The sequence below is a fragment of the Natronococcus sp. A-GB1 genome (assembly GCF_029688845.1).
In the GTDB taxonomy this organism is placed as follows: Archaea; Halobacteriota; Halobacteria; order Halobacteriales; family Natrialbaceae; genus Natronococcus.
Window position 1 is genome coordinate 138,360 of record NZ_JARUKW010000006.1, and the last position, 13,729, is coordinate 152,088.

Sequence of the window (13,729 nt, forward strand, 5' to 3'; positions counted from 1 at the left end):
CCTACTCCTCCGGCGTCTCGAGGAGCTTCGCGACCGTGACGAACGCATCGAACTCTGGAGGAGAGCCGTTGATCTGGACGAGGTTTCGGGACGGGTCGTACTGGATGAACTCCACCTCGGCCGATTTCGGGAGGTGGACGTGTTGCAGCTCCAGCGCGATCTCGTCGACGGAATCGAGCTCGGGAGCCGTTCCTTCGTCTTCCCACTTCTCGACCGTCTCGACGAGTTCGTCGACCGAGACGGGACCGTTCCGTTCGTAGAGATAGTACAGTGCGTACCTGCGGCGCTCCTCTCGCAGAAGCTCGAAGACCGTCTCCAGCTCGACCATGGGAGCGGTTGGCGCAGTAGCGGTTTAGCTCTTGTCGCTATTTCCGTCGGTTTCTCCCTCGAGCGCGTCCCAACGGAGCCGTTCCCCCGCCTCGCTGTCGACGGTCAGCTCCGGGACGGTCGTCGGCCGGTTCTCGTCGTCGATCGCGACGTAGACGAAGTACGACTCGGTGGTCTTCTCGCGGTCGCGGGTTCGCAGATCCTCGCGCTCGGTGATCAGACGCACCTTCACGCTCGAGGTGCCGGCATCGTAGACGTAGGCTGTGATGTAGGCGGTGTCGCCGACCGGAATCGGTCGTTCGAAGTCCATCCGGTCGACCCGGGCGGTGACGCAGGTTTCGCCAGAAAAGCGCATCGCCGACATCGCGCCCACCTCGTCCATCCACTTCATCACGTTACCCCCGTGGGCGACCGCGAGCATGTTCGCGTGGTTGGGCTGGACCATCTCACGGTTCTCGATCAGCGTCTCCAGTAGATCGGTCATCGAGAGGGAGTTGCCCGCGTCCGCAGTTAGGGGTACCGGGACTCCATTGCTGGCCGTGAACACGTCCCGTTCGAGCCTTCGATACTGGTAAAAGTCGGCGACGAGTTGGCACTCCTAATGAGTGATGCAGGCGACGCCGACGTTCCGGAGCCCCCTACCCCGGATGAGGGGCGGGGCTCCGTCGACGTCCTCGGGACCGCCCACGTCTCGAAGGCGAGCGTCGACGAGGTCCACGAGACCGTCGACGAGCGGAAGCCGGACGTCGTTGCCGTCGAACTCGACGAGAACCGGTACCGCCAGATGCAGGGCGGCGCTCCGGACGATATCGAAGCGAAGGATCTGCTCTCGGGCAACACCGTCTTTCAGTTTCTGGCCTACTGGATGCTCTCGTACGTCCAGTCGCGACTCGGCAGCCGGTTCGACATCGAGCCCGGCGCGGACATGCGGGCCGCGATCGAGGCCGCCGAGCGAAACGCCAGCGGCGTTGCGCTGGTCGATCGGGACATCCAGATCACGATCCAGCGGTTCTGGACGCGGCTGTCGTTCGCCGAGAAGCTCAAGATGGTCGGCGGGCTCGCGCTCGGCGTCACCGATCCCCGGACGATCGGGCTCACCTTCGGCGCGGCGCTCGGCGCCTTTCTCGGACTCGTCTTCGGCGCCTTTCTCGCCCCGGCGTTCGGCCTCGGTGACCTGCTCGCCCTGGGGATCACCGATCCCGCGACCCTGCAGTACGTCGGCGCTGGCGGGGTCGGGATCGTCGGCGGACTACTCGTCGGACTGATCTTCCTGCCTTCCCTCGAGTCGGCCGGCCGCTCCGCCGGCGGGCTCGTCAGCGGGTTCTCGCTGCGCTTGCTCGCCGGGGCCGTCCTCGGGGTCGTCGGCTGTCTCGCGCTGGTCGCGACGGGAACCGGGATCGGCCCGTTCTCCCCGGGGAGCTTCGAGAACTGGGGCGGGTACGCCGTCCGGGGCGGCGTCGGCGCCCTGGCGGGGCTGGGGATCGGCGTCTCGGTCGGCGCCGCCGTCGGCTTCGTCCTCGACGGGCTCGCCGAGGACACCGAGGAGCTAGACGAGATCGACATCGAGGAGATGACCGACGGCGACGTCGTCGCCGCGATGATGGAGGAGTTCCGCCGGTTCAGTCCCCGCGGGGCCGAGGCCCTGATCGACGAGCGCGACGCCTACATCGCCCACAAGCTCCACGGGCTCCGCGAGCAGGGGTACCACGTGGTCGCCGTCGTCGGCGCGGGCCACAAGGCCGGCATCGAGCGCTACCTCGAGAACCCCCGAGAGCTGCCGCCGATGGAGTCGCTGACCGGTACCGCGTCGGGCCGGCGGTTCTCGCCGGTGAAGATCGTCGGCTACCTGGTGATGTTCGCCTTCGTCGGCTTCTTCTTCCTGCTGATCATGGCTGGGGTCCAGAACACGTTCCTGCTCCAGCTGTTCCTGGCGTGGTTCGCGTTCAACGGGATCTTCGCGTTCGCGCTGGCCCGGCTGGCCGGCGCCCGCTGGATCAGCGCCGGCGTCGGCGGGTCGGTCGCCTGGCTCACGAGTATCAACCCGCTGCTGGCGCCGGGCTGGTTCGCCGGCTACGTCGAGCTCAAGTACCGTCCGGTCAACGTCCGGGACGTCCAGCAGCTCAACGAGATCATCGGCGACGCCGACCGTCCGATGGGCGAGGCCGTCGAGGAGATGTTCGACGTCCCGCTGTTCCGGCTGATCATGATCGTCGCGCTGACGAACATCGGGAGCATGATCGCCACGTTCCTGTTCTTCATCGTCGTCATCCCGTGGCTCGCACCCGAGATCGGCGGCGTCGATGCCCTGATGAACGAGCTGATTCGGGGCGCCGAGAACAGCCTCGATCTCATCCGCGGGGTGGTGACGTGAGCTACTCGAGTCGGACGTCCGAGCTGACGTTCAGCGACAAGGAACTGTTCGACCTCGCCGTGGCGTGGGTCGCCCTGAGCGTCGCGTTCGCGCTGTTGCTGGCGCCGATCCACCGCTTCGACATCGAACTCGGCTGGTTCCTCACGATGATCGGGTTGAGCTTCGTCACCGTCGGCGTCGCCTTCCTGCTGCACGAGCTCGCCCACAAGGTCGTCGCGATCGAGCACGGCCAGACCGCGGAGTTTCGCGCCGACTACCAGATGCTATTTTTAGCGATCATGAGCGCCCTGATCGGCTTCCTCTTCGCCGCGCCGGGTGCAGTCTACCACCGCGGCCGGATCACGGTCCGGGAGAACGGCCTCATCGCGCTCGCGGGACCGGTGACCAACCACCTGCTCGCGCTGTTGTTCCTCCCACTGATGCTGTTTCCGGGCATCATCGGACTGGTTGGCCATCTCGGCGTGTTGATCAACCTCTTCCTGGCCGCGTTCAACATGATCCCGTTCGGGCCGCTGGACGGGAAGTCGGTCCTCGAGTGGCACAAGCCGATCTTCGGGGCCGTCTTCGGGCTGAGCCTGTTGTTGTTGGCGGGCTTTTACGTCGTCTTCGGCTTTCCGGCGCTGTTCGGATAAGCCCCTTCCTTTCCGGGGACCGGTGATCTTTTGCTCGCCCCACGCAGTCGTTGAGCCATGACGGACCACGACGAGGACGGGAGCGAGGGGGACGAACTCACCTACGCCGACACCGGCGTCGACATCGAGGCCAGCGAGGACGCGACGGCGGCCTTGCTCGAGGCCTTTGGCAGCGACCTGACGACCGAGTACGCCGGTCTGCTGGACATCGGCGATCGGTACCTCGCGCTGGCGACCGACGGCGTCGGCACCAAGCTGCTCGTCGCCGAAGCGATCGAGGACTTCTCGACGATCGGAATCGACTGCATCGCGATGAACGTCAACGACCTGGTCGCGGCGGGAGTTGAGCCCGTCGCCTTCGTCGACTACCTCGCGATCGACGAGCCCGACGACGAGCTCACGAACGAGATCGGCGAGGGGCTCGCGGTGGGCCTCGAGCAGGCTGACCTCACGCTGCTCGGCGGCGAGACGGCCGTGATGCCCGAGGTCGTCACGGGCTTTGACCTCGCAGGGACCTGCGCCGGCCTCGCCGGAAAGGACGAGATCTTCGACGGCGAAGCGCAGGTCGGCGACGCGCTCGTCGGCTTCCCCTCGAACGGGATTCACTCGAACGGGCTGACGCTGGCTCGAGAGGCCGTCACCCGCGACCACGAGTACGCGGAGCCGTTCCCGCTAAACCCCGAGGTATCGATCGGCAAGGAGCTGCTGCGGCCGACCCGGATCTACACCGACCTGCTCGAGCCGATGCATGACCACGACGTCCGCGCGGCGGCCCACGTCACCGGCGGCGGCTGGACCAACCTCTCGCGGATGGGCGAGCGCCGGTACGTGATCGACGATCCGCTGCCGGCCCAGCCGATCTTCGAGTTCGTCCAGGAGGAAGGAGCGGTCTCCGACGAGGAGATGCACCGCACGTTCAACATGGGGACCGGGTTCGTCGTCGCGCTCCACGAAGAGCGAGCCGAGTCGCTGATCGCTGAAACCGACGGGAAGCTCATCGGACGCGTTGAGGAGGGCGACGCCGTCGAGATCCGCGGCCTCTCGCTGTCCTGAACGCAACCGCTCTCGAGGGGGCAGTTCGAGGCTCGAGGCCTCGGGCCGACCGTGATACGATCGCGTCGACCGTTCAGACCGCCTGTACTGGAATCTCGGTCTGGCGAACGACCCGTTCGGTGACGCTGCCAAGCGGCGTTCGACGATCGTTGGTCGCCCCTCGTCGTCCCATCACGATCAGGTCGGCGTCGTCCCGCTCCGCGTAGCCGATGATCTCCTCCCAGGGGAGTCCGCGGCAACACTCACACTCCGCTTCGAGACCGACCTCGCGGGCGCGGTCGGCGATTCCCTCGAGCATCTCGACGGCCTCGTCCTCGATTTTCTCGTGTTCGGCCTCGACGCTGCCGAGCGCCGGCGGTCGTCCGTGACGCCGTTCGTCGACGACGTAGAGACACACTACCGACGCGTCGTACTGCTCGGCGAGGTTCAGCCCGTGATCGACGCCACGGGACGCCTGTTCGCTACCATCTGTCGGGACGAGGATCGTATCGTACATCTTCGTTCACCCATGTGTTACTTCGACGTCCTGTCTGGTAAAGACTGACAACGGTTCTCAGCGAGAGGGAATCCCCTCACCGGTCGGCTTCGCTCACACCCTGCTGTGACTCGATCGCCTACCCGGTCGCCGCTCGGATCGCGTCGTACTCCTCGTCGCTGTAGGCGATGAGCCAGACCTCCTCGAGCGAGTCGGGGTCGTAGCCGCCGATCTCCCCGCCGATAACCCCGGCGCCGTCCTCGAGGTCGAAGCCGGCGACGCCGCAGCCGAGCGCCGGCAGCACGAGCGACCGACAGCCCAGCTCGTCGGCCGTCTCGAGGGCGTTGCGGGTCGCCTCGCGGATGCTCTCTTCGCTCGCCCGTCCCTCGCCGTAGTGGGGCATCGCCGCGGCGTGAACGACGTAGTCGGCGTCGAGATCGTAGGCGTCGGTCGCGACGGCCTCTCCGAGGTCGATCGGCCCTTTCTCGGTGGCCGCCTCGTTGAGTTCCTCGCCGGCCCCGCGCCGGAGCGCGCCGGCGACGCCCGACCCCATCTCGAGGCTCGTGCCGGCGGCGTTGACGAGCGCGTCGGCGGACTGTTCGGCGATGTCACCCTGAACGACGTCGAACTCCATACGCGCGCTTACGACGGTATCGGGCTTGAAAGTACGCCCGACCGGGAGAACGCTCCTCGAGGTGTCATCGTCCCCACGGTCTTAGGTCGACCAAAACCTTTTATATTTAGGTCTACCTAATCCCTCGTAATGGACGTACCCGCCCGCAGGGAGGAGACGGATACCGAGGAACCGACCGAAGAGCCGCCCGCAGTCGTTTCCAGTCACGAACCCCGCCCAGGCAAGCTCGTAATCACCGAACGCGACAACAAAGAGGGCTGGATCGCGACCGACTGCGCCGTCGACCTCGAACCGTAACGGCTCCGACTCTCTCGTCGACCGAGCTGTCGAGAGCGGGCTCTCTCCTTCTGACGGGCGCAAAAAGCAAAAGTGAACGCGAGTACCGTCGCCGTTCCGTCGTTCGGCCGTTACTTCGTCGCCTCTTCGAGCACGAGGGTGTCGTCCTCGAGGTAGTGCTCGAAGTGGTGACCGTCGTCCTCCAGGGTCACGAGAATCTCGCGGAGGATCTCGGCGGTCGCGTAGTCGCCGAGGTTCTCGGCGAGTTCGATGCTGTCGCGCATCGACTCGATGATGTCGCCGTACATCTCGAGGTCGTTCTGGAACATCGTGCGGACGTCGTAGACGTCCTCGCCTTCGAACTCGACGGTCGCACGGGCTTCCTGGTTCGACGGCCCGGAGACGGGAACGCCGCCCAGCGCCTGGGCGCGCTCGGCGATGACGTCGGCACCTTCCTCGACGTGTTCGTACGCCTCCTCGAGGAACTCGTGGAGCGGGAGGAACTCCGCACCCTCGACGACCCAGTGGTGTTTTTTGAGCTGGTGGTACAGTACGTACGCGTTCGCCAGCTCCGTGTTCAGCGCCTCGACGACCTGCTCGGCCTTCTCCTGGTCGAGCCGAAGCTCGTTCTCCTCGACGACATCTGCCTGCTGACGGACGGTCTTCTGGGTGCTCATCGTACTACAGGATACAGTCGCCTCGCTCTTAAAGCTTACCCATGCAAAAATATTTTTTGTGATTGTGGAAAGATAACTTCCCAGTTTCCCCTCCATACGGAGGGTCCGGGCGGCTCGGATCGGGCCGGTGGGGATGCTCGAGGCCCCTACGCACACCGCAGGCAGTCAGTGCAAGCGGGTGATCTTTCACCCCTCGAGCGGATTCGTACCGTATGTCCGGCGATACCCAGGGTGCTGTCCCGTTTGCGAAATCGGTCGTAACGGGGATTCAGGAGAAAAACGTTCCGTTCATGGCCGCGAGCATCGCGTACCACGCGTTCATCTCGTTGATTCCGTTGCTCGTCTTGCTGTTCTTTCTCGTCTCGCTGCTCGGGGACGAACAGCTCGCGGCCGACGTCGCCGCGACGACCGAGGACGTCCTCCCCGAGAGCGGCCAGATCATGCTCGAGGACGCCCTCACGGAGTCGCCGGCGACGGCCGGCGCGTCGATCATCGGGCTCGTCACGCTCGTCTGGGGATCGCTGAAGATCTTCCGTGGGATCGACACCGCGTTCTCCGAGATCTACGGAACGACCGCGGAGAGCTCCCTGCTCGGTGAGGTTCGTGACGGGATCATCGTCCTCGGTGCGATCACCCTGGCGCTGGTGGCCGCGTCGGCGGCGACGATCGCCTTCGCGATCCTGCCGGACGTGCCGTTTCTCGGGCTGATAAACCCGCTCCTGTTGATCGTGGGGCTCTCGATCGCGTTCATGCCGATGTACTACTTTTTCCCCAAAATGGAGGTCACTGTCCGCGAGATCCTTCCCGGGGTCGTCGTCGCCGCGGTCGGCTGGGCCGCGCTCCAGTCGCTGTTCCAGGTGTACGTCTCGCTGGCGGCCGACTCCGAGTCGGCGGGTGCGATCGGTGCCATCCTCCTGTTGCTCACCTGGCTGTACTTCGGGGGCATGATCCTGCTCGTGGGCGCCGTCGTCAACGCGACCCGATCGGACGAGGTCGCACTCGCCGAAGACGACGACGAGCTCACCGTCCAGAAGCGGAAGTTCGACCGGAGTCGGCGCACCAACGAGCGCCTCCGTTCGGAACTCGAGGAGCTCCGCCGCGAACGAACCAAGCTTCGCCAGGACCTCGAGGCCCACCGGAGCCGACGGTACGACCTCGAGGATCGGGTCGACGTCCTCGAGGACCGGACTCGAACCCTCGAGGACGAGAACGAACGGCTCCGGGCGGAACTCGAGGTGCGCGAGGAGCCCGAGTGGAAGCAGGCGGTTCGGGCGGCGGCGTCCCAAGTCGAGACGATCAACGTCGGCACGGTTCGCGACCGACGACGGTAGCACGCGAAAGTCGTGAGAGCTTAGTGGGAGCCCGTGGCAGTGACGGTCGTGTCTCACCCCGTCCGGGCGACCCGACGCCGGATCCAGCGCGAGTGGGGAGCCGTCGTCGAGGGCGTCGACGACTGTGCGGATCTGGTCGCCGAGCCCTGGGATACCTCCCGGACGACGAACGCCGATCGGGTCGTCGTCCCACTGCGAGCGGCCCTCGAGTCGGCCGGCCTGCTCGAGCAGCTGTCGGCCCTGCTGGTCGACGCCGTCGACGCGACCGGCTGCGAGCTCGGCGCGAGCCCGGTTCCCGCCCCGCCGTACGTCACTGTCACCAGTCGGGGACCGATCCTCCGGGCGACGATCGATCCCGGACGCCTCGTGATCCGGTTCGACGCGTTCGAGGTCGTCCGCGACCCGGGTCCCGCCTACCGACGGCTCGACGGCGTCCGCCTCGATGTCTCGCTCGAGTAGCGGGTCCCCGTCCGACGACTTTTTGTCGCGCGTCTCGGTGGTGTAGCGCATGCATCCGCGCGCAGCGACGTTCGCCGAACGGGCCCACGAGGATTACGGGTTCGAGCCCGATGTCGAGGAGTTTCCGGAAGGGACGAAGACTGCGGAGGACGCGGCCGACGCCGTCGGTTGCGACGTCGCCCAGATCGCCAGCTCGCTGGCCTTCGACGTCGGCGGCTCGCTGGTCGTCTGCGTCACCAGCGGCGCAAACCGCGTCGACGAGTCGGCTCTTGGCGCCGTTTCCGACGCGTCAGCCGGGGACGTCGAGATGGCCGACCCCGGTCGGATCAGGGAGACCCTCGGCTGGTCGATCGGCGGCGTTCCGCCCTTTTGTCACGACCGGGAGGTTCCCGTCGTGATCGACGAAACGCTGCTCGAGTTCGACACCGTCTGGGCGGCAGCGGGGACGCCGACAGCGGTCTTCCCGATCGATCCCGACCGACTGTGCCGGTACGCCGACGCCGAGCCGGCTGCCGTCGCCGACTGAGACGGTCTCCCGTTCGCCATCTCCGAAGCGATCCCGAGCCGCCTGCAGCCACTCCGGGCGCTCGTCATTTCAGCGGAGCGTACGAACCGTCCGGAGCCGCCGTCGCCGTACCCGAAAGCACTTGAGTTGGTGGTAATTCAGACATCTAGTAATGAATCCGGATTCGTCGCCAGCTGATCGGCCCCTCGATCACCCCCGCCGAGACGCCACGAGCGATGGCGACTGAACGGACCCGGCGAGCGGTGCTCGCGGCGTCCGGCTCTCTCGCGACGCTCGGACTCGCCGGCTGTTTCGGCGACGACGACGGGGACGACGAGGAGTACGTCGCCGTCGAGGCGCTTACCCTCACGGATCCCGAGACGGGAGAGTCGCTCACCGCGATTGACGGGGACGGATGGGAGGTCGAACCGCTTCTCGTCCCGCTCGAGGGACGGCTTCCGGTCGGCGCTCGAGTCGAGGACACGAACGGGGAGTTGCCACTCGGCGAGGACGGGAGCTACCACGTCGGTGCCGTTGCCGTCGAGGAGGGTGACGAAACTGTCGCGATCGAACCCGACGGCGACCGCGTCGGTCTGGTCGGTCGATCGGCGGGAAAGACCGAGATCACCGTCGAGCTCTGGGACGGCGATCGGTTCGGGTGGGACTCCCCGCCGCTCGAGGTCGAGGTCGTCGACGACTTCGAGGGGCCGGTTGCGTAGCGGTTCGGCTCGTCGGCGCTGTCTCCCCCCGAGCCCGACTATGGGTGCCTTGTCGCACTCTACGGATCTTTGTGTCTTCTGTTACGCGCTACCACTATCGTTCGATCGCCGCCCCATCGATTAATAATATCGCCAGGTTCATTATCAACCCCTCTCACTCTACGAGTGGTATCTAACAATGACGATCGATCGCACCAGCTCGACCCGTCGGAAGCTGCTCGCTGCGTCCAGTTCCCTCGCGGTACTCGGTCTCGCCGGCTGTGTCGGCGACGACGACGAGGACGACGAAGCAGGCGCTGATGACGGTGACGACGATCAGGACGACCACGACGACGATCATGATGATGATGACGACGATCACCACATGGACGTCGAGGAGTTCGAACTGCTCGACCACGAGTCCGGCGAGCAGCTCGCGTACGTCCACGACGACCACTGGGATCACGGTCCGCTGTACGTCCCGCTCGAGGACGGCGTCGCCGTCGAGGCCCACGCCGAGGACGCCGACGGCGAGGAGATCGACTTCGGCGAGGACGAGGAGTACCAGCTCGAGGCCGAGGTGGCCGAGGGTGCCGAGGAGAACGTCGAGATCGAGTCCCACGGCGACCACGTCGAGCTAACCGGCGAGGAGGAAGGAATCACCGAGGTTATCTTCCAGATCTGGCACGACGACCACTCCGACTGGGATTCACCGGAGCTCGAGGTCGAGGTTGTCGAGGACTTTGACGCCGAAGAGAACCACGCCGACGGCGACTACCACGACGACGATCACGACCACGATCACGACGACCACGACGACGACCACCACGACGACGACCACCACGACGACGACCACCACGACGACGACCACCACGACGACGACCACCACGACGACTAGCGACTCGGCCCCGCCCTCCGCACCCGCAACCGACTCTCGTGTCTTTCCCGTTTCGCCCGCCCACGATCCCCTTTTAATCCGCGCTCGAGATCGCCGCCCGTTGTTATCACACAGCCGGTCGCTGCAACGAGTTATTAACCAACCTCGGCCACATAATAACTCTTTTACCCACCCGCTCGTATCTCCCTGTATGACACGGTCACGCCGCGCAGTGTTGCGCTCGAGCGCCGGTGCGCTCTCCCTCGGCGTTCTCGCGGGCTGTCTGAGCGAGCCCGACGACGAGGGTGGGGACGCGGACGAGGGGTACGCCGCCTTCTTCACGCTCGCCGACTGGACGGAACAGATCGTCGGCGACGAACTGACGATCGAGAACCCGGTCGAAACCGGAGAGATGGGCCACGGCTGGGAGCCGCCGGTCGACCTCCAGCGCGAGATCACGGAGTCGGCGTTTTTCGTCTACCTCGATTCGCCCGAGTTCGCCTGGGCACAGGACGTCGCGGCCGACCTCGAGAACGAGGACGTCGAGCTGATCGACGCCCTCGAGACCGTTGAGGACCAGCTGATCCCGATGGACCGCGAGACCGACGAGGATCGCGACCCCGTCGAGGAGTACGACGACGACCCGGCCGCCGTCGAGATCGCCGAGTTCGAACTCTACGACGGACGCACCGGCGAGGAGGTCGCCTACTGGCACGACGACCACTGGCACGGTGGGGTTCCAGACGTCCCGCTCGACGGACAGCTCGCGATCGAGGGCGTCTTCGAGGACGCGGAGGGACGCGTCCTCCCGTTAGGCGAGGACGAGCCGTTCGCACTCGAGGCCACGATCCCCGACGGCGCGGATGAGGACGCCATCGAGATCGAGTCGCAGGGGGACCACGTCGAGTTCCACGGCCTCGAGGAGGGTCGAACGATGGTGGTCTTCGAACTCGTCGCCGACGGCAAGGTCGTCTGGGACACGAGCGCGGACAACCTCTCGGTCGCGGTCGCCGAGGACGACGACGAGGAAGCGACGGAGTTCGCCGACCCCCACGTCTGGGTCGACCCCGTGCTCGCTCAGGAGATGGTCGAGACGATCGCAGCCGAGTTGGGCGAGATCGATCCGGACAACGCCGACACCTACGAGGAAAACGCCGCCGACTACACCGATCGGATGGACGACGTCCACCGAGAGCTCGAGGAGGTCGCCGAGAACGCAACCCGGGACGTCGCGGTTCTGGCGGGCCACCAGTCGTTCGGCTACCTCGAGGAGCGTTACGACTTCGAGATCCGAACCCCCGTCGGCGTCTCGCCCGACGCCGTCGAGTCGAGCGAGGACGTCTCGGAGCTGATCGAGGCGATCGAGGCCGAGGACATCGACACGATCCTCTACGACCCCTTCGAGAGCACCGACAGCGACGTTCCGCAGATGGTCGAGGTGCTGCTCGACGAGACCGATGCAACGGACGCCGAACCGGTCACGCCCGCGGAGGGAACGACCGAAGAGTGGAACGAACAGGGGTACGGCTGGATCGAGCAGCTAGAGGAAATCACCGTACCGTCGCTCGCGAAAGCACTCGGCGCCGAGTAGAACGCCGAAATGGAAGACATAAGCATATCCGCGTTCGATACGCGAGTGAGAGTTCCGTGAGTTCGATCGTCGACATGGAGCACGTGACGTTTTCCTACGGCGAGACCGTCGCCATCAGAGATGTCTCGCTGACGATCGAGGCGGGCGACTTCCTCGGACTGGTCGGGCCGAACGGCTCGGGGAAGACCACCCTATTGCACCTGATGCTCGGCCTGCATAGTCCCGACAGCGGACGGATCGAGCTCTTTGGCCAGCCCGTCGACGAGTTCGACCAGGGCGGACGCATCGGCTACGTCTCTCAGAAGGCCACCAGTCGGGGCGGAACGATGCCCGTCACCGTCCGCGAGGCGGTCACGATGGGACGGTTCGCCCACGCCGGCCACTCGCGGCTGACCGACGACGACCGCGAGATTGTCGACGACTCCCTCGAGACGGTCGGCATTACCGACCTCTCGGACCGACGGATCAACGAGCTCTCGGGCGGCCAACGCCAGCGCGCCTACATCGCGCGGGCGCTGGCCTCCGAGGCCGACCTGCTGGCGCTGGACGAACCCACCGTCGGGGTCGACGCCGAGTCCCGGGACGCGTTCTACAAGCTGCTTGACTCGCTCAACGACGCCGGGATCACGATCGTCCTGATCGAACACGACATCGGCGTCGTCACCGATCGGGCCGATCGGGTCGCCTGCATCAACACGGAGCTATTCCACCACGGGGATACCGAATCGTTCGTCGAAAGCGACGCCTTGGAGCAGGCGTACGGATCGACCGGACAGGTCGTCCACCACCACCACTGATGGAGCGGACAACAAGACGCCACCTCGAGCGGGTCGGGATCGCGCTCACGGGGCTGTTCGCCGTCGTGATGATGCTCTTTCTGGCCCTCGAGTGGCTTCAGGAGTACCCCTACGCGGGGACGCTGTACGACCAGTACACGGTCGCCGGAATGTGGCTCGACTACTACCTCGGAACGAGCGTCTTCGGCTACTCGTTTATGCTGCGGTCGATCGCGACGGGCGTCCTCGTCGGGATCGCCGCCCCGCTGGTCGGTACGTACCTCGTCCATCGGGAGATGGCCCTGATCGGCGAGACCCTCGCTCACACCGCGTTCGCGGGGGTCGCCATCGGGCTGCTCTTTAGCGCGACGACCGACTGGGACGGCTCCCTGCTCGCCGCCGCGCTCGTCGTCGCCGTGATCGGCGCCCTGCTCGTCCAGTTTCTGTCCGAACGGACGAACACCTACGGCGACGTGCCGATCGCGATCATGCTCACCGGGAGCTTCGCCGTCGGGACGCTGATCATCAGCTACGGCCGTGGCGGCTTCTCGGGGGTCAGCATCGAGGACTACCTGTTCGGGAGCGCGGCCGTCATCCCCGCCGAGGGCGCGCGGCTGGTCGCGATCCTGACCGTCGCGGTCGTCGCCGTCGTCGCGATCACCTACAAGCAGCTGCTCTTTATTACGTTCGACGAGCAGGCCGCCCGGGTTGCCCGCCTCAACGTCACCTGGTACAACACGCTTTTGATCGTGATGACCGCCGTCGTCGTCGTCGGCGCCATGCAGATCATGGGCGTGATCCTCGTCGCCGCGATGCTCGTCATCCCGGTCGCGGCCGCCTCCCAGGTCGCCCACGGCTTTCGCGAGACGCTCTCACTGTCGATCCTGTTCGGACAGCTGTCGGTGCTCGGCGGGTTCGGCTTCGCGATCTCGCAGGGGCTCCCCCCCGGCGGCTCGATCGTCGTCGTCGCGATCGCGATCTACGGGCTGGCGATCCTCGCCTCGAGCCGCTCGGGGAATGCGATCTCGATGCACTAGGTTCCCGGGC

17 protein-coding genes are annotated in these 13,729 nt (G+C 65.9%); 12 read left to right on the plus strand and 5 right to left on the minus strand.

From position 1 onward, the window contains the following. Position 1 precedes the first annotated feature (1 nt). Positions 2-328 (minus strand): hypothetical protein, encoded by a 327-nt coding sequence (locus tag QA600_RS08965; RefSeq protein ID WP_278291606.1) that lies wholly within the window; start codon positions 326-328, stop codon positions 2-4. 24 nt (positions 329-352) lie between these two features. Then, a complete protein-coding gene (locus QA600_RS08970; RefSeq protein WP_278291607.1) occupies positions 353-811 on the minus strand; it encodes an acyl-CoA thioesterase in 459 nt (152 codons plus the stop codon). 117 nt (positions 812-928) lie between these two features. Here QA600_RS08970 and QA600_RS08975 point away from each other — a divergent pair, with 117 nt between their 5' ends. The 3 genes from QA600_RS08975 to purM are packed head-to-tail and all read left to right on the plus strand — an operon-like array spanning position 929 to position 4,383. After that, positions 929-2,698, plus strand: a complete 1,770-nt coding sequence (locus QA600_RS08975; RefSeq protein WP_278291608.1) for a TraB/GumN family protein — start codon at positions 929-931, stop codon at positions 2,696-2,698. Then, positions 2,695-3,330, plus strand: coding sequence for a metalloprotease (locus tag QA600_RS08980; RefSeq protein ID WP_278291609.1), 636 nt, complete (start codon positions 2,695-2,697; stop codon positions 3,328-3,330). The genes QA600_RS08975 and QA600_RS08980 overlap by 4 nt, the downstream gene beginning before the upstream one ends. 57 nt (positions 3,331-3,387) lie before the next feature. Then, entirely contained in the window at positions 3,388-4,383 is a 996-nt protein-coding gene (gene purM / locus QA600_RS08985; RefSeq protein WP_278291610.1) for a phosphoribosylformylglycinamidine cyclo-ligase, read from the plus strand. Between the two features lie 73 nt (positions 4,384-4,456). Here purM and QA600_RS08990 read toward each other — a convergent pair whose 3' ends face one another. Together QA600_RS08990 and QA600_RS08995 are read right to left on the minus strand one after the other, a co-directional pair. Further along, complete coding sequence (locus tag QA600_RS08990; protein WP_278291611.1) at positions 4,457-4,879, minus strand: universal stress protein; 423 nt, start codon at positions 4,877-4,879, stop codon at positions 4,457-4,459. A gap of 118 nt (positions 4,880-4,997) precedes the next feature. Then, positions 4,998-5,492 carry a macro domain-containing protein gene (locus QA600_RS08995; RefSeq protein WP_278291612.1) on the minus strand — a complete coding sequence of 165 codons (495 nt, stop codon included), beginning with the start codon at positions 5,490-5,492 and terminating at the stop codon, positions 4,998-5,000. A gap of 129 nt (positions 5,493-5,621) precedes the next feature. Between QA600_RS08995 and QA600_RS09000 the strand changes: the two genes are divergently transcribed. Continuing rightward, positions 5,622-5,789 (plus strand): hypothetical protein, encoded by a 168-nt coding sequence (locus tag QA600_RS09000; protein WP_278291613.1) that lies wholly within the window; start codon positions 5,622-5,624, stop codon positions 5,787-5,789. Positions 5,790-5,899: 110 nt separating this feature from the next. On the opposite strand, the gene dpsA is transcribed toward QA600_RS09000, so the two are convergent. Continuing rightward, complete coding sequence (dpsA, locus tag QA600_RS09005) at positions 5,900-6,445, minus strand: DNA starvation/stationary phase protection protein DpsA (protein WP_278291614.1); 546 nt, start codon at positions 6,443-6,445, stop codon at positions 5,900-5,902. Between the two features lie 212 nt (positions 6,446-6,657). On the opposite strand from dpsA, the gene QA600_RS09010 reads away from it, so the two are divergent. The 8 genes from QA600_RS09010 to QA600_RS09045 all read left to right on the plus strand — a co-directional run bounded on the left by QA600_RS09010 (position 6,658) and on the right by QA600_RS09045 (position 13,719). After that, the gene (locus tag QA600_RS09010; protein WP_278291615.1) at positions 6,658-7,776 is read left to right on the plus strand and encodes a YhjD/YihY/BrkB family envelope integrity protein; all 1,119 of its coding nucleotides are present in this window, start codon (positions 6,658-6,660) and stop codon (positions 7,774-7,776) included. Positions 7,777-7,824: 48 nt separating this feature from the next. Further along, positions 7,825-8,235 carry a hypothetical protein gene (locus tag QA600_RS09015; protein WP_278291616.1) on the plus strand — a complete coding sequence of 137 codons (411 nt, stop codon included), beginning with the start codon at positions 7,825-7,827 and terminating at the stop codon, positions 8,233-8,235. Between the two features lie 49 nt (positions 8,236-8,284). Further along, positions 8,285-8,761, plus strand: a complete 477-nt coding sequence (locus QA600_RS09020; RefSeq protein ID WP_278291617.1) for a YbaK/EbsC family protein — start codon at positions 8,285-8,287, stop codon at positions 8,759-8,761. Between the two features lie 215 nt (positions 8,762-8,976). After that, positions 8,977-9,459, plus strand: coding sequence for a hypothetical protein (locus QA600_RS09025; RefSeq protein ID WP_278291618.1), 483 nt, complete (start codon positions 8,977-8,979; stop codon positions 9,457-9,459). A 178-nt stretch (positions 9,460-9,637) separates the two neighbouring features. Beyond that, the gene (locus tag QA600_RS09030; RefSeq protein ID WP_278291619.1) at positions 9,638-10,336 is read left to right on the plus strand and encodes a hypothetical protein; all 699 of its coding nucleotides are present in this window, start codon (positions 9,638-9,640) and stop codon (positions 10,334-10,336) included. 190 nt (positions 10,337-10,526) lie between these two features. After that, positions 10,527-11,906 carry a zinc ABC transporter substrate-binding protein gene (locus tag QA600_RS09035; protein WP_278291620.1) on the plus strand — a complete coding sequence of 460 codons (1,380 nt, stop codon included), beginning with the start codon at positions 10,527-10,529 and terminating at the stop codon, positions 11,904-11,906. Between the two features lie 56 nt (positions 11,907-11,962). Then, a complete protein-coding gene (locus QA600_RS09040; protein WP_278291621.1) occupies positions 11,963-12,703 on the plus strand; it encodes a metal ABC transporter ATP-binding protein in 741 nt (246 codons plus the stop codon). Beyond that, positions 12,703-13,719 carry a metal ABC transporter permease gene (locus QA600_RS09045; protein ID WP_278291622.1) on the plus strand — a complete coding sequence of 339 codons (1,017 nt, stop codon included), beginning with the start codon at positions 12,703-12,705 and terminating at the stop codon, positions 13,717-13,719. Before QA600_RS09040 ends, QA600_RS09045 begins: the two co-directional genes overlap by 1 nt. Positions 13,720-13,729: the final 10 nt, after the last annotated feature.

Coding starts and splice junctions, on each gene's coding strand:
- QA600_RS08995 (WP_278291612.1), bottom strand. CDS start 5,492: ATGGAGTTCGACGTCGTTCAGGGTGACATCGCCGAACAGTCCGCCGAC.
- QA600_RS09020 (WP_278291617.1), top strand. CDS start 8,285: ATGCATCCGCGCGCAGCGACGTTCGCCGAACGGGCCCACGAGGATTAC.
- QA600_RS09045 (WP_278291622.1), top strand. CDS start 12,703: ATGGAGCGGACAACAAGACGCCACCTCGAGCGGGTCGGGATCGCGCTC.
- dpsA (WP_278291614.1), bottom strand. CDS start 6,445: ATGAGCACCCAGAAGACCGTCCGTCAGCAGGCAGATGTCGTCGAGGAG.
- QA600_RS09025 (WP_278291618.1), top strand. CDS start 8,977: ATGGCGACTGAACGGACCCGGCGAGCGGTGCTCGCGGCGTCCGGCTCT.
- purM (WP_278291610.1), top strand. CDS start 3,388: ATGACGGACCACGACGAGGACGGGAGCGAGGGGGACGAACTCACCTAC.
- QA600_RS08970 (WP_278291607.1), bottom strand. CDS start 811: ATGACCGATCTACTGGAGACGCTGATCGAGAACCGTGAGATGGTCCAG.
- QA600_RS09000 (WP_278291613.1), top strand. CDS start 5,622: ATGGACGTACCCGCCCGCAGGGAGGAGACGGATACCGAGGAACCGACC.
- QA600_RS08965 (WP_278291606.1), bottom strand. CDS start 328: ATGGTCGAGCTGGAGACGGTCTTCGAGCTTCTGCGAGAGGAGCGCCGC.
- QA600_RS09030 (WP_278291619.1), top strand. CDS start 9,638: ATGACGATCGATCGCACCAGCTCGACCCGTCGGAAGCTGCTCGCTGCG.
- QA600_RS08990 (WP_278291611.1), bottom strand. CDS start 4,879: ATGTACGATACGATCCTCGTCCCGACAGATGGTAGCGAACAGGCGTCC.
- QA600_RS08975 (WP_278291608.1), top strand. CDS start 929: ATGAGTGATGCAGGCGACGCCGACGTTCCGGAGCCCCCTACCCCGGAT.
- QA600_RS09035 (WP_278291620.1), top strand. CDS start 10,527: ATGACACGGTCACGCCGCGCAGTGTTGCGCTCGAGCGCCGGTGCGCTC.
- QA600_RS09010 (WP_278291615.1), top strand. CDS start 6,658: ATGTCCGGCGATACCCAGGGTGCTGTCCCGTTTGCGAAATCGGTCGTA.